Origin of the sequence: Roseivirga sp., from assembly GCF_034669765.1 — a bacterium.
Lineage (GTDB): Bacteria > Bacteroidota > Bacteroidia > Cytophagales > Cyclobacteriaceae > Roseivirga.
Genome location: NZ_JAXMOQ010000001.1, coordinates 594,612 through 608,095, shown reverse-complemented (window position 1 = coordinate 608,095; position 13,484 = coordinate 594,612). Strand labels below are relative to the sequence as shown.

General features: G+C 40.3%; 11 protein-coding genes and 2 tRNA genes. 8 read left to right on the top strand and 5 right to left on the bottom strand.

Translation table 11 applies throughout. From position 1 onward, the window contains the following. The first annotated feature begins 54 nt into the window (after positions 1 to 54). The 3 genes from VOI17_RS02605 (at position 55) to VOI17_RS02595 (ending at position 2,334) form a co-directional block, all read left to right on the top strand. Positions 55 to 978, top strand: a complete 924-nt coding sequence (locus VOI17_RS02605) for a hypothetical protein (RefSeq protein ID WP_323755673.1) — start codon at positions 55 to 57, stop codon at positions 976 to 978. A 98-nt stretch (positions 979 to 1,076) separates the two neighbouring features. Further along, entirely contained in the window at positions 1,077 to 1,694 is a 618-nt protein-coding gene (locus VOI17_RS02600) for a porin family protein (RefSeq protein WP_323755672.1), read from the top strand. A gap of 106 nt (positions 1,695 to 1,800) precedes the next feature. Then, positions 1,801 to 2,334: an RNA methyltransferase gene (locus VOI17_RS02595; protein WP_323755671.1), complete on the top strand. Its 534-nt coding sequence runs from the start codon at positions 1,801 to 1,803 to the stop codon at positions 2,332 to 2,334. 4 nt (positions 2,335 to 2,338) lie between these two features. On the opposite strand, the gene VOI17_RS02590 is transcribed toward VOI17_RS02595, so the two are convergent. From VOI17_RS02590 to VOI17_RS02575, 4 genes are all read right to left on the bottom strand, one after another. Next, positions 2,339 to 5,032 carry a carboxypeptidase-like regulatory domain-containing protein gene (locus tag VOI17_RS02590; RefSeq protein ID WP_323755670.1) on the bottom strand — a complete coding sequence of 898 codons (2,694 nt, stop codon included), beginning with the start codon at positions 5,030 to 5,032 and terminating at the stop codon, positions 2,339 to 2,341. A 55-nt stretch (positions 5,033 to 5,087) separates the two neighbouring features. Next, positions 5,088 to 5,954 carry a FecR family protein gene (locus VOI17_RS02585; RefSeq protein ID WP_323755669.1) on the bottom strand — a complete coding sequence of 289 codons (867 nt, stop codon included), beginning with the start codon at positions 5,952 to 5,954 and terminating at the stop codon, positions 5,088 to 5,090. Between the two features lie 10 nt (positions 5,955 to 5,964). Beyond that, on the bottom strand, positions 5,965 to 6,501 hold the full coding sequence (locus VOI17_RS02580) for an RNA polymerase sigma factor (RefSeq protein WP_323755668.1): 537 nt from the start codon (positions 6,499 to 6,501) through the stop codon (positions 5,965 to 5,967). Positions 6,502 to 6,566: 65 nt separating this feature from the next. Next, positions 6,567 to 7,355 carry a PepSY-like domain-containing protein gene (locus VOI17_RS02575; protein ID WP_323755667.1) on the bottom strand — a complete coding sequence of 263 codons (789 nt, stop codon included), beginning with the start codon at positions 7,353 to 7,355 and terminating at the stop codon, positions 6,567 to 6,569. Positions 7,356 to 7,493: 138 nt separating this feature from the next. On the opposite strand from VOI17_RS02575, the gene VOI17_RS02570 reads away from it, so the two are divergent. Continuing rightward, positions 7,494 to 7,946: a hypothetical protein gene (locus VOI17_RS02570; RefSeq protein ID WP_323755666.1), complete on the top strand. Its 453-nt coding sequence runs from the start codon at positions 7,494 to 7,496 to the stop codon at positions 7,944 to 7,946. 16 nt (positions 7,947 to 7,962) lie between these two features. Beyond that, positions 7,963 to 8,679, top strand: coding sequence for an endonuclease/exonuclease/phosphatase family protein (locus tag VOI17_RS02565; RefSeq protein WP_323755665.1), 717 nt, complete (start codon positions 7,963 to 7,965; stop codon positions 8,677 to 8,679). Between the two features lie 17 nt (positions 8,680 to 8,696). Here VOI17_RS02565 and VOI17_RS02560 read toward each other — a convergent pair whose 3' ends face one another. Next, positions 8,697 to 11,060 carry an ABC transporter permease gene (locus VOI17_RS02560; protein WP_323755664.1) on the bottom strand — a complete coding sequence of 788 codons (2,364 nt, stop codon included), beginning with the start codon at positions 11,058 to 11,060 and terminating at the stop codon, positions 8,697 to 8,699. A gap of 237 nt (positions 11,061 to 11,297) precedes the next feature. On the opposite strand from VOI17_RS02560, the gene VOI17_RS02555 reads away from it, so the two are divergent. The 3 genes from VOI17_RS02555 (at position 11,298) to VOI17_RS02545 (ending at position 13,455) form a co-directional block, all read left to right on the top strand. Continuing rightward, positions 11,298 to 11,370: transfer RNA gene (locus VOI17_RS02555), tRNA-Gly, on the top strand. Between the two features lie 299 nt (positions 11,371 to 11,669). Beyond that, positions 11,670 to 11,753, top strand: a tRNA-Leu gene (locus VOI17_RS02550). 157 nt (positions 11,754 to 11,910) lie between these two features. Next, positions 11,911 to 13,455: a family 20 glycosylhydrolase gene (locus tag VOI17_RS02545; protein ID WP_323755663.1), complete on the top strand. Its 1,545-nt coding sequence runs from the start codon at positions 11,911 to 11,913 to the stop codon at positions 13,453 to 13,455. Positions 13,456 to 13,484: the final 29 nt, after the last annotated feature.

Sequence of the window (13,484 nt, the reverse complement as noted above, 5' to 3'; positions counted from 1 at the left end):
GTATAATACCAACCACAAGAGAAAATTAGTATTTACACATATAAATTAGTAGCCATGAAAATTCAAAATTCAAAAACAAGCAAAGCGCTTTTGGCGCTAGCAGCGTTCGCCACTGTAGGTCTGGCGTCTTGCAGTAGTGGTGAAAAAGAAAAAGTAATCGAAGAGCAAACCGTTTCTATTAAAGAAATGCAAAGCGAGATTGCATCAAGAGACTCCGCTTTCAATGAAGTGTTAAACATGCTTAGTCAAGTGGAAGATCAAGTTGCAACGATTGTGGAAAAAGAAAATCTTATTGTCAACGCACAGTCAGGTGATAACGCCAATAACAAAGACAAGCTTCTAAAAGAACTTGCATTGATCGATAATTTGGTAGCACAGTCTAACCAGACTATAGATGACTTAAAGGGTAAGTTGAGAAACACGGACTTGAAGCTTACTGGTTTCCAAAAAAGAATCAATCAGTTGACTGATGATTTGGAACAACGAAGCACTATGATTGCCGACTTGAGAGGCGAAGTGCTTAGAAAAGACGAGCAAATCAATATGATCGCTGGCAGATATGATTCCATTCAAGTGACATCAGCTTCTCAGGTGAGAGAGATCAACACTAAAAATCAAGAAATCGAACTATTGACTTCGGTAAATAACGATTTGAATACTGTTCACTATGCAGTGGGTAGTTTCAAAGACCTTAAAGAAAGAGGTTTGGTTTCTAAAGAAGGCGGTTTCCTTTGGATTGGTAGAAGTATAGATTTGAATGAGTCAGCGGATAGCAAAGAATATATCGAAATCGATATTCGTGAGTTTTCTAAGCTCCCAATCGAAGCAAATAAAGTAGAGCTTGTTACTGAACACCCTGCCGATTCTTATATAATCGTGCAAGACGAAAACGAAGCAAACATCAAATACCTAGAGATTACCGACCCTAAAAAGTTTTGGCAAGTATCTAAATACTTGGTGATATCAACAAAAAGCTAGTACCCTCCTCAACTGAGTAATAGCAAGAAAGTAGGTTCCTATAACAGGAGCCTACTTTAAAAACAAAGCGTATAAAAACTTACGAAAAATCTAGAACCATGAAAACGACAAATAAACTATACATAATTGCCCTAATGATGTTACTTGTAGCGTCAGTGGCAAAGGCCCAAACAGGCTTTACTGTAGGTGCCAATATTTCAAATCTATATGTAAATGATGTGGATGATGAAAACGCCAAAGTCGGTTTAAACATTGGTATTTATAACCGCATTAAAATCACAGATTTCTTAGGCATTCAACACGAATTCCTATACACTCAAAAAGGAGCTGCAGTACAATACAACAACTTCCTTTCAGGCAGTGGTAAATACAAATACAACCTTAATTATATCAAAATGCCAGTGATGCTTAACGCTAACTTGGGCAAGCTTAACCTTCATGCCGGACCATATCTAGGCTTCTTGGCTGGAGTTAAAATCAAAGATGTAGACGGAGATGGCTCTATCAACAGCATTCAAGAACTAGACCGAGATGACTTCAATACCATAGATTATGGTGCTGTCGCGGGTTTAGGTTACGACTTTGATGGAGGTATTTTGGGAGTAAGGTATAACTACGGTTTCCGAGAAATTGGTAAATCAGGATCTTTCGCTGGAGAAGCCACGAGCGAAGCAAAAAATTCGGCACTAACAATCTATATCGGCTTTCATTTTTGATGGTTCTTTGAAAGCCATATGTGTAGGGTAGAGTCTTAGGACTCTACTCTTTTTTTATGCCTAAAAAGTATCGGTGATAAGAGCGATACTTTTTTTAATTTTGGGCATGCGAAAACTCAAGAATGACGAACTCGATAGACTGACACTGGAAGAATTCAAAACCACTGAAAAGCTTCCGCTCGTGCTTATTCTAGATAACGTCCGCAGCATGAACAATGTCGGTTCGGCATTTCGTACATCCGATGCTTTCGCCATAGAAAAGATTTACCTCTGCGGCATTACCGCCCAGCCTCCCCATAGAGAAATCAACAAAACGGCTTTGGGCGCTACGGAATCTGTGGATTGGGAACATACAGAAAACACCGCAACACTTTGCCAAAAATTACAGCAACAGGGCTACAAAGTTCTGGCTGTAGAACAAGCAGATAACAGCACTTCACTTGAGAATTTCAAAATTGAAAAGGGCCAAAAGTATGCCTTAGTTTTTGGCAACGAAGTTTTTGGGGTGGAAGACGAAGTGATTGAAGTAGCTGATGGCTGTCTAGAAATCCCTCAGTTTGGCACCAAACACTCCCTAAACATTTCTGTCAGTATTGGCGTGGTGCTTTGGGACTTGACGAGTAAGATCAAATTCGGTTAAGCGATCAAAACTCAATTCCAAAAGATAGGTTTGGTGTAATTCCCATCAATGCAACATTCGTTGAACTGATGATAGGGTTTCTTCGGTTTCGTGAATCAGCTGGCGCAATCACTGACACTTTAGTGTCGTACACATTTTCGCGATCATACAAATTGAAAATGCTCAAAGCAACATGGCCGTTGCCTAGGCCTAGCTGAAAACGATACTTGGCACTCACATCAAGGCGATGGTATTCTGGAAGACGCTCCCCATTATTTTCTGTGAAATTTAGTTTGCCTATAGTAGGACCTCTATCACCTGAGGGCTTTCTTGTTTCTATACCATCGAATGAACTATAAGGTTTTCCCGAGCCATACACCCAAGTGGCTGAAAATTCAAAATTCTTATACGTATAAGCGCCATACCAATTCAGTTCGTGGCGTTGGTCATGGTCGGCAAAATAGCTTTTCCCCCGATTGAGTCTAGGAAAGGTATATTTAACCTCTGAGAGTGTATAGGACAACCAACTACTTAACTTTCCAAAATCACGTTTGACCATAACCTCGAGGCCTTTGGAGGTTCCGTTTCCTTCATCAAAAACTCTTCTTTCATCATCAAACTGAGTAATTAGGCTTCCATTTTTAAAGGCGTATTCCAGCAAACCGTCAAACTCTTTTCTGAAATAACTGACAGAAAACACGCGACCACCTTTATTGTATTCCAAACTTAAAAGGCCATGCCAAGCATGCTGAACAGGAACGGTTTTATCATTGGCCAAAATCCAGAAATCACGGCTTCCTTCAAGCGCATTCTTGGTGTTTGACTGATTGATAAACTGGTTGTATAAACCCGTGGCTCCTTTCAATTGAAGGCTGCTATTGACTTGGTAATGAAATGACAACCTAGGCTCTAAATACACCTTTTGAGTGGTTGACAAGTAACTCGTTCGAAGGCCAGGAGTTAAAGAGAAACTCGGGCTTAAGTAGAATGAGCCTTGAATGTAATGCGCCAACAAAGATGCGTGATTCATTGAATTATCCACCAGTACGGAATCGTCTGCTTCGTACCGAAATTCATTATTGTAAAGGGAAAGCATCACCCCTGTTTCGATTTTGCTGGAGCTGTTGATGTCCCATTCATGATCGAACTTTAAAGAAACATCTTCAATACTATTCACTTGATCTTGCTTGGTGCTAGACTCAAATTGGCCTTCGGTACTCGATACGCTTTTACTGGTCGCTCTTTCGTTATAGGTACTTTCATAATCAGAATAAGACAGCATCAGACTAGAGAAATGGTGTGTAGTCCACAAGCGCGAAAGATTCAACGAAGTGCCCACATTCCCCCATTTAATAATTCCCAATTTATCGGTGTCCACACGAAGGGTATCTCTATATCTAGTTTGGGAAGTTTCAGTGTAATTCAGAATATCATTGCTATCGTAAAAACTAAACGACAAGTGATTTTTAGGGCTAATTCTTGTCGAAATTTTTAGGTTGAGATCGGTGTAGTAAAAGTCAGGTACGAGTTCGCTTCTTATGCTTCGTTCTGCTCCTGGAATTTGCCCGTTTTGATCTTCGGTAATACTGCTTTCAAAAATAGAAAAGATGTTTTCGAACAAAGAGGAACTCCAAATGTCGGTGTAAGACCGTCTTCCCGAAAAGAATAAAGTGGCTCCATTGTCAGAAAGGGGCACTTCCAAAGAAGTGTTCACGCTTAACATATTAACACCCAAAGAACCACTGGTTTTGTTGCGGTTGCCATCCTTTCCAGAAATATCCACCACACTCGATACCCTGCCTCCATACTTGGATTCGAAGCCGCCTTTATACAACCGAAGCGATTTAATGGCCAGAGGATTAAATGCGCTGAAATAGCCAAAGAAATGATCGACATGATACACCGTAAACCCATCGAAGAGCACGAGGTTTTGATTCGAGGTACCACCATTAATACTGAGTCCCGAAGAAGCCTCATTGGTAGCATTTACCCCAGGCAGCAATTGTAAAGTTCTGAAGACATCTTCTTCCCCTACAGATGGCGTTTTTTGTGCAATGGCCGGATTCATGGTGAATTTACCTGCCTGTTCTTCGCTTTTAAAATCGTTTGTTTCCTTTTCCGATTCAACCAATACATCTTCTAGTTCAACATAGTTGGGTTGAAGCTTAATTTGTAGTCTTCTATTTCTATAATCATCACTTATCGTCAATAAGGTGTCGTTGTACCCTAAATAAGAGATGCTCAATTGGGTCTGTTCATTCACTGAAGGAATAGAAAAGTAGCCTTCGACATTGGCCATTATATTTTGCTGACGAGTGTTTACCCAAACGTATGCATAGGGCAATTCCTCTCCAGAAATGGCATCACTCACCACCGCTGTCAACTCAAAAGTACTGACGGTTTCAGGCACCTCTGTTTTCTTCCTTTTGATTATTATTGTATTGGTAGTGACCAATTCAAAGGTGAGGTCTGTGCCTTCTAAAACCTTGGAGAAGGTATCGTAAACACTGAGGTCGTTGATGGATGCATTGATTTGAATATTGCGTACGAACTTGTCTGTAAAAGCAATCTTGAGATGGTAATTGTCCTTTAGTGTTCTTAAAACTTCTTTGAGGGGGGCATTTTTAAATTGCTCATTGATCACAACATCATCATTGCCAAACAGAAGGTTTGGAAGAGTGCAGATGATAAAAACGATGACTAAAAAACGATTTCTCATATAGCATTACAATCAATTCGTCTCGCAGGGCGAGTTATGCTAAACAAACATAAGGCTATTCTTCTAAAGGTATCAGCTCTATGAGCTTGCCTTTTTGCTTGGCTTCTAATCCAATAGGTTCACAAATCAATTTTAGGGCCTGGGCCAAATCCTTGTTATTGAAGTAACCCGTATATCTTTCCTTTTTATAGCTATCGGGATAGCTTACCGTAACTCCATATTGTCTTTCCAATTCGGCAATCACAATGTCAAAAAATGTCTGATCGAAGTAAAATTCACCTTGGCGCCAATCTTCATTTTCTTCCTTATTGTATTCAAAAGGGCGAAGTATCTCTTCTTTCAGCACCACGCCTTCACCGGGCAAAAGAATCACTTCTTCATGGGTACGATTAGAACTTACCAATACTTTTCCTGTGCTGCATTTCACTTCGTATTTCTTTCCTCGGGCATAAATATTAAAGCTGGTGCCTAATACTTGAGTTCTCCCCAAAGTTGAATTCACCACAAACTTTTCCCCTTTTTCAACTTCAAAAAAGGCTTCTCCTTCAAGACTCAATTCGCGCTTCAATTTCCATAGTAATTTGTTGTACTGAATTTGAGAGCCAGAATTCATGGTTACGATGGATCCATCGGGCAATACCACTTCCTGTTGAGCTGTATTTCCTACACTTACTTCTACCTCATTGAAGGCATAAAAACCATAACCAGCAATTAGCAAAATAGCGATGGAAGCTGCCACTTTTAAAAAGAAACTAGAAACCGATTTTGCTGGTTTCACTACCTGCAAAGGCACCACTTTGGTTTCTTGCGGCAGCACTTTATCCAGCATGTCGAACATTCGTTTTGTTGAGGCATCGTTGGGTGACTCATCATAATGATGTGAGCTTAGCTTGCTTTCTATTTTCTTGTCAAAGTTTTCCATAATCCTGCTATTAAGATGCCTGATGGCCTATTGCTAGCTTTAATTTATTTCTGGCTTTCGCCAAATTCGATTTCGATGTGCCTTCGTTAATTCCCAGCTGTGTCGCGATTTCGTGATGCTTGTAGCCTTCCATTACGTACAAGTTGAACACCATTTTGTAAGCTGGGGGTAGGTCTTGAATGAGGTGCACAATTTCCTGGGCAGAAAGCTGATCGATAATATTATCATCAAAACTTTCAACGCCTCTGGCCTCATCAATATCTTCTTGGTCGTAGTGCTTTTTGTTACTTCTAAAATAATCAATCGCAGCGTTGATAAATATGCGTCTGATCCAGCCTTTAAAGCCAAAGTCTATGTCATATTTTTCGATGTTGGTAAAGACTTTCAGAAAACCATCGTGGGCTATTTCTTCTGCCTCGTCTCTGGTCTTAGAATAAGGCAAACAGATGCTCATTGCATAGCCATAATATTGCTTATACAGTGCTGTCTGGGCGGCCCTGTCATTGGATTTACATCCTTCAATAAGCTGTATTATATTCTCTGTCATTTTGTTTGGTTGCAAAAAGATACCGGAAATCTTTCGATTTCCGGCCCTCAATTATGAAACGGAGCTTAGCCCCTTTTCATCCCACACGTTTTCAACTCAACGAAATTTCCGTCTTCATCGAATATCAAGGCGCCTACTTCTTTCACTAAAACGTGAATTTCAACGACTCCATCTCTTTCTCCAATTCTTGCTCCCAACACTTCATTGTCAGGGTAGTTATTGGTGATATAAGTTCTTATTGCTTCCGCCAAATCTTCAATGGCCACCTCATCAAATTGTCTGCAGATGCCCTCTTGACGGACCTTCAGCTCAACAAAATTACCGTCCACATCGAACACTAATGCTCCCACTTCTTTTACCAAAACATGGTATTGGCTAATGTCTGCATTGTCAATAAATATCACTTTTAGCACTGTGCTGTCAGGATAATTGGTCGTTAAATAATCTGCAGCTGTGGCTGGTAAATCGGCCACTTGCAACTGAGTTGGCCTATCGCCTTCAGGTCGATCTCCTTTTCTCTGGTGCTTTCCTCTGCGTTGCGGACGGCCTTCGCAATCTACCTGAGATACGTCTTCACCAAATTCTTCTAAGTCTCCATTTTGTGAAAAGACTAAGTTCATACTGTTGGTTAAAAACACTTCGAAGTTAGTAGACTCAGCACTGGTTACTTTAAAAGCCGAAGCGGCTACTTCGCCCACAAAATTTTCACTGATATAGGTTTGTACCGTGTTAGGCAAACTCTCTGTGCTAATCTCCGTTACGGTTACATCATTAATGTCACTCGATATTTCATCGTCTTGGCAAGCTGTGATGAGCGCCAAGGAAAACGACATGATTAGAATTTTCTTTAACATTTTCTTTTGAGTTATGTGAAACATTTATTGATTCTGAAGCCCATACGGAGTGAGTTGCCAAAACCGTTGCCTCGGTCAGAAAATAAAATTCATATATCTCTTTTTTGATTAAATTCACCATTCGAAAAATCATCTACTATGAAGCAGATTAGCAACAAAGGAAAAGTGAACCGTTTTAAATACTTACTGTACTTCTATGTGCTTTTTGCGGTCTTTATTTTTGTATACAAATACATTATCAGACCAGATATGCCAAGTCTCATCTTGTTGGTGGCCTTTGCGCCTATTTTTGGTTTTTTATCTAGCTTGGTCAATTGGCCATTGTATGTTACCGCAATGGAAACGGAAGGCGGAATTGCGATCAGCACAAGAAAATTATTTTCGAAAAAGGAAAATTCAATTTTGGTGACCAAGTACAACTTTGATAGTTATTACGAAACCGATCACCTCCACATTGGTATGAACTTGTTGGACAAAGACGATAAGCTGCAAAAACACAAACTACGCATTAGCTGGTTGCGCATTAAAGACCTTCGTGCGTTGGAAGAAAAGCTGAGAGAAATTAATCCTTATGCGCCTGTGAAGGAGTAAACCTTGATCCTCTAAATTGAAAATTGTCACTTGGAACTGTAATGGTGCCTTTCGGAAAAAGTTCGAGGCTATTTCTGCAATCAAGGCAGATATTTATGTCATTCAAGAATGTGAAAATCCTAAAGAATGTAAGGATGAAAAATATAATTCATGGGCTAAAAATTATCTTTGGATTGGAGATACTAAAAATAAAGGCATAGGAATTTTCTCAAATAGAAATAGTATTAACCTTACTAAGCTAGATTGGTCTAACTCTTTTGAAGACCATAGTGTCAAGCATTTTCTCCCATGTCGTGTAAATGATGAATTCAATATTTTGGGCGTTTGGACTCACCAAAATAACTCGCCTACTTTTGGATACATTGGTCAGTTTTGGAAATATCTTCAAGTCAATCAAGATAATTTAAACAATACAATTATTGCAGGAGACTTCAACAGCAATGCAATTTGGGATAAGTGGGACAGGTGGTGGAATCATTCCGATGTTGTAAAGCAGTTAAATCAAACGGGCATAGTCAGCCTTTATCACGAACAATACAAAGAAGACCAAGGTAGTGAAACAAGGCCAACTTTCTTTTTTAGAAGAAAGTCAGAAAGGCCTTATCATATTGATTATTTCTTCGCAGACAGAGAATTTTCCTCTAGGCTAAAAAAACTAGAGGTTGGAGAAATTCACACTTGGATTGAGCTTAGTGACCATGTACCCATAATTTGCGAATTCCACCAACCCTAAATTAACATTGCTAAATATTACTCATACTTCAAGCTCTTTACTGGATTGGCTGCTGCTGCTCGGAACGAATGATAGCTTACTGTGAGTAAAGCAATAAGCACAGAAGCACAGCCGGCAAAAACATATACACCTATACCAATATTCGCTTGATATTCGAAGGCCGATAAGAAATCGGACAAGAAGAAGTAGGACAATGGCACGGCAATGCCAAAACCCAAAAGCACAAGCAGCAGAAAGTTTTTGGCCAAGAGTAGAATCAAATTGCTAATTCCAGCCCCCAACACTTTCCTAATTCCTATTTCCTTAATGCGCTGCTCTGCGGCAAAAGAAGCCAAACCAAAGAGTCCTAAAAGTGAAATAAACACGGCAATGATGGCAAAAATATTGGCCAAAGTACCAATGTCCGTTTCTCTACGGTAGAGGTTTTCGTATTGCTCATCTAAAAACTGATACTCAAACGGATATTGGCCATTCACTTCTTTAAACACCTTTTCTACATAATCCAAAGTAGCCTTGGTATTTGCTGTAGTGGTTTTCATAAACATTACACTCGATGACTCTGGCCTTAAGCTGATCACCAAAGGATCAATTTTATTGTGTAGCGAAGCAAAATGAAAATCCTTTACAATGCCCACCACCTTGCCTTGTCTGTCCCAAAAAGTGATGGGCTGATTCAATGGGTTTTCAACATTCATGTTTTTAGCCGTCTGCTCATTGATGATCACATTGAGCGTATCGCTTACTAAATTAGGATCAAAAGAACGACCTTCTTTCATTTCCATACCCAAGGTTTCAATGAAGTCGTTACTCACTTGCAATACCGTAAATAGTACTTCACTTTCTGGGTCTTTTCCGTCCCATGAAAAACCACCTGAAGTAGAACTACCAATATTAATTGGGGTATTGCTGGCCGTAGAAACATTCAAAATGTTCGGGTTTTCCAGCATTTTAGCCTTGAAAAGCTCAATCTTACTGTCGTTCTGAAGCTCTCCTTCCATTGGAATATAGATGATGTTTTCTTTGTTATAACCGAGGTTGATATTCTTAACATAAGAAATCTGTTTGTGAACCGCCAAAGTACTGATGATCAAAAAAATGGAAATCAGAAATTGAAAAACCACCAAGCCTTTTCGAATACCATTTGACCAGCCCGAAGAGCGAAAGCTACCTCTCAATACTTTTATGGGTGAAAAGGAAGAAAGAAAAATAGAAGGATAACTACCTGCCAAAACACCCACCACCAAAGCAATACCGATAAGCAAAAGCAGGTTGTTGAAGTCTAAAAGGGAAAATGCCATGGCCTTATCGGTAAAGTCATTGAGGGATGGCAGCAATAGCATAATGACCAAACCCGCCAGCAGTGTGGACGCCAATGCCATAATTACAGACTCTCCCATAAACTGGGCAATCAGCTGACTTCGGGTAGAACCTACTGCTTTCTTTACACCTACTTCTTTGGCCCTTTTTGAAGAACGTGCCGTAGCCAAATTCATAAAATTGATACAGGCAATGACCAAAATAAAAATGGCAACATAGCCAAACAGTCTCACATAGGTAATTCTTCCGCCCGCCTGAACCCCATCTTTGTATCTTCCGTGCAGGTATTGTTCTCCTAAATTCTGAACAAAAAGCTCCACCACAGAACCTTCATTCTTCGTTTTTACAAAGTCTTTAATTTTTGTGTTGAAGGCCTGGGCATCCACTCCTTCATGAAGTTTGACATAATCTCTAATGCCATTATTCCCCCAATTTTCTAACCAATCGTTTCGAACAAGCCAAGGTTCAATGGGCAATACAAATTCAAAGTCGAGGGTCGAATTGACAGGCGGATCTTTAAATACACCTCCAATTTTATATTCACCCCAACCGTTAATGCGAACCGTTTTATCTAAAACCGCGGTGGTCTTAAACATACGTTCCGCCAAGGATTCAGAAATGTAGGCGACATCTGGTGCGGTTAAGCTATTTTCTTGGCTCCCTTCAACAAACGGAAAGTCAAAAACCTTGAAAAAGTCTTCGCTGGCCACCCTGCCTTGTGATTTATAGGATTGGTCGTTAACAATAAATAGACGCTCTTCCTGCCAGACCAGTTGAGTGATGTATTCCACTTCTGGCATTTCGGCCTTAAACGCTTCCTTTAGCGGACCAGGGTTTGCCGTTGTGGTAAGTACATAGCCGCCAGAATAGCGTTGATGCTCCATGACCTGATAGATTCGGTCTATGCCCTTATGAAAATGATCGACTGTCTTTTCATCTTGGATATAAAGGAACAGCATAAGGCTTGTGGCAATGCCCACTGTGAGACCCGAAATATTTAAAATGGAGTAGCCGCGTTCTTTCCAAAAGACACGCAGCGCAGTGATGAAGATGTTCTTGACCATGTTTTTGTTGATTTGAGTTACTTATGAGACGAGGTTATTTATTATTCATTACTCCACAGATGCAAAAAAGTAACTAAGGTTGCACGTATTAGCGGTTGTAGAGTATCTCAAAGCACTGATTGATAAGCAGAAGTAGAAATACATTTATTTTTTCACAAAACGTATTGCATATTTAAAGCCCTTAGTTAAATTTGCACTCCAATTCGCCACAAGGGCGGAAAATAAGTACTGAAATAAGCGAGAGTAGCTCAGCTGGTAGAGCACGACCTTGCCAAGGTCGGGGTCGCGGGTTCGAATCCCGTCTCCCGCTCATAAAATGGAAGACACGCTAGTGCTTTTATATATGAGTAGACAAAAATCGCACCTTACCAAGGTTTGGTTGCGGTTCGTCCCGAAGTTTCGGGACCGTCTCCCGCTCATTGATGTAAAGACAGGTTAGTGCTTCTGTTTATGAGAATATTAAGAAGCGTGATCACGATCGCGCTTTTTTACTTTAAGGCCAATAGGTCTTGAAGACTACCAAAAAACTTGACTATCTGATAGTCAAAGTCTTTATAGCGAAAGCTATGAAAGACGATGCCTTCCTAGGCTAAGGCTATGGAAGACGAGGCCGGAGTGGTGGAACTGGTAGACACGCAAGACTTAAAATCTTGTGCTCTTCTGAGCGTGCGGGTTCAAGTCCCGCCTCTGGTACAAAAAGCCCTGACATGTCGGGGCTTTTTGTTTTTCTACCCCACACATAATGAGTCATTAGACGGTGACCGAAGAATTATCTTACATTGAAGCAAAATAACTTCAATGTAGTGTTCACATTATCCTGCACCGGAGCTTCTTCTTCAATCGACTAACCATGAAAAAAATAGCCTTATTTCTATTAGCAGTCATCTTCCTTCAATCCTGCGACAGTACTACAGAGAAATTTGATCATAATAGTGAAGTCAACTTGGTGCCTATTCCTAAGCAAATCTCTGTCTCGGCTCAGGCCGTTCGGCTTTCAGAACAGAGCACAATCTTTGTAGAAGAAGCACTAGCCCCCTTAGCGAAAATCTTTCAAGCAGAATTATTGGGCTTGACCGATTTTAAAGTTGAAATAGCCGAAAGCAAAAATTCAGCAGACATTACATTCGCCATTGATAGCGAGCAGGAAAAAGACAGTTACCAAATTAAAATTGATAAGGAAATCACCGTTACAGGAGGTTCCTACCAAGCCTTAGCAATGGCACGCAATAGCCTGCTTCAATTGGCTTTTGTTGAAGACGGAAAAATAAGTTTCCCTGTGCTCAATATGGAAGATCGCCCTGATTCTGGATACCGAGGCCTGATGATTGATTTGGCCCGTCAGTGGCATTCGGTGGAAAGCATTAAAGAACTGATTAACATGAGTTCGTTTTACAAATCCAATTACTTGCACCTCCACTTTACCGACTATCAGTCCTATACTTTGCCTTCAAAAAAATACCCTAAGCTATCTACCCCCGACAGGCATTATACTTTTGAAGAATTGGAAATGTTAGAGGCTTATGCGCAAGAACGTGGCGTAACCATTATTCCTGAAATTGATATTCCCGGTCATGCTAGTTCTATTGTTGAAGCATACCCCGAGCTTTTCGGAATCAAGGATATTAAAGAAAACCCTTGGACCATTAACATGGGCAAGGAAGAAGTCTATACCGCTTTGGAAGAAATTCTATCCGAGATTATTCCCATTTTCAAATCAACGCCCATTATTCATATTGGAGGAGATGAAGCCATCTTCCATAAATTGGATAACGATCCGCATGTTCAAGAGTACATGAAGGCCAACAATTTGGGTGACGATGTTCATGATTTGTATCGTCATTTTATCGTGCGAATGAATGACATCGTAAAAAAGCAAGGCAAGCAAATGGCGGTTTGGGAAGGCTTTCGAAAAGAAGGTAAAGTGGAGATTCCAAAAGACATAATTGTCTATGAGTTCGAAACCAACAGGTATTTGCCCAATGATTTAATTGAAGATGGCTACACCGTGGTCAACACTTCTTGGAAACCGCTATATGTGGTCAATCGCAAAAAATGGGAGCCAGAAACCATTTACAACTGGAATGTTTCTCGTTGGGAAAACTGGTTCCCAAAAGCCCCTTCTTTCGACCCCATTCAAACCAACGGTTCCGACCTTATTCTCGGAGCACAAATGTGTGCTTGGGAGCAGGCAGAACAAAGCGAATTTATCAGTTTGAGAAAACGTTTGCCAGTGATGAATGAGCGAATTTGGAACGTTGAACATCAAGTAGACTTCCCAACATTTATGTCTCGCTTGGACGCCACGGACGAGTTGCTTTCCAAATTAACTGGAAACACAAAACAAGACAGTCTTTTGCATGGCCACAATTATGTAGATGACAGGCCTGATCGTTAATGTATAATTATTGAATCTCTATACTTTAG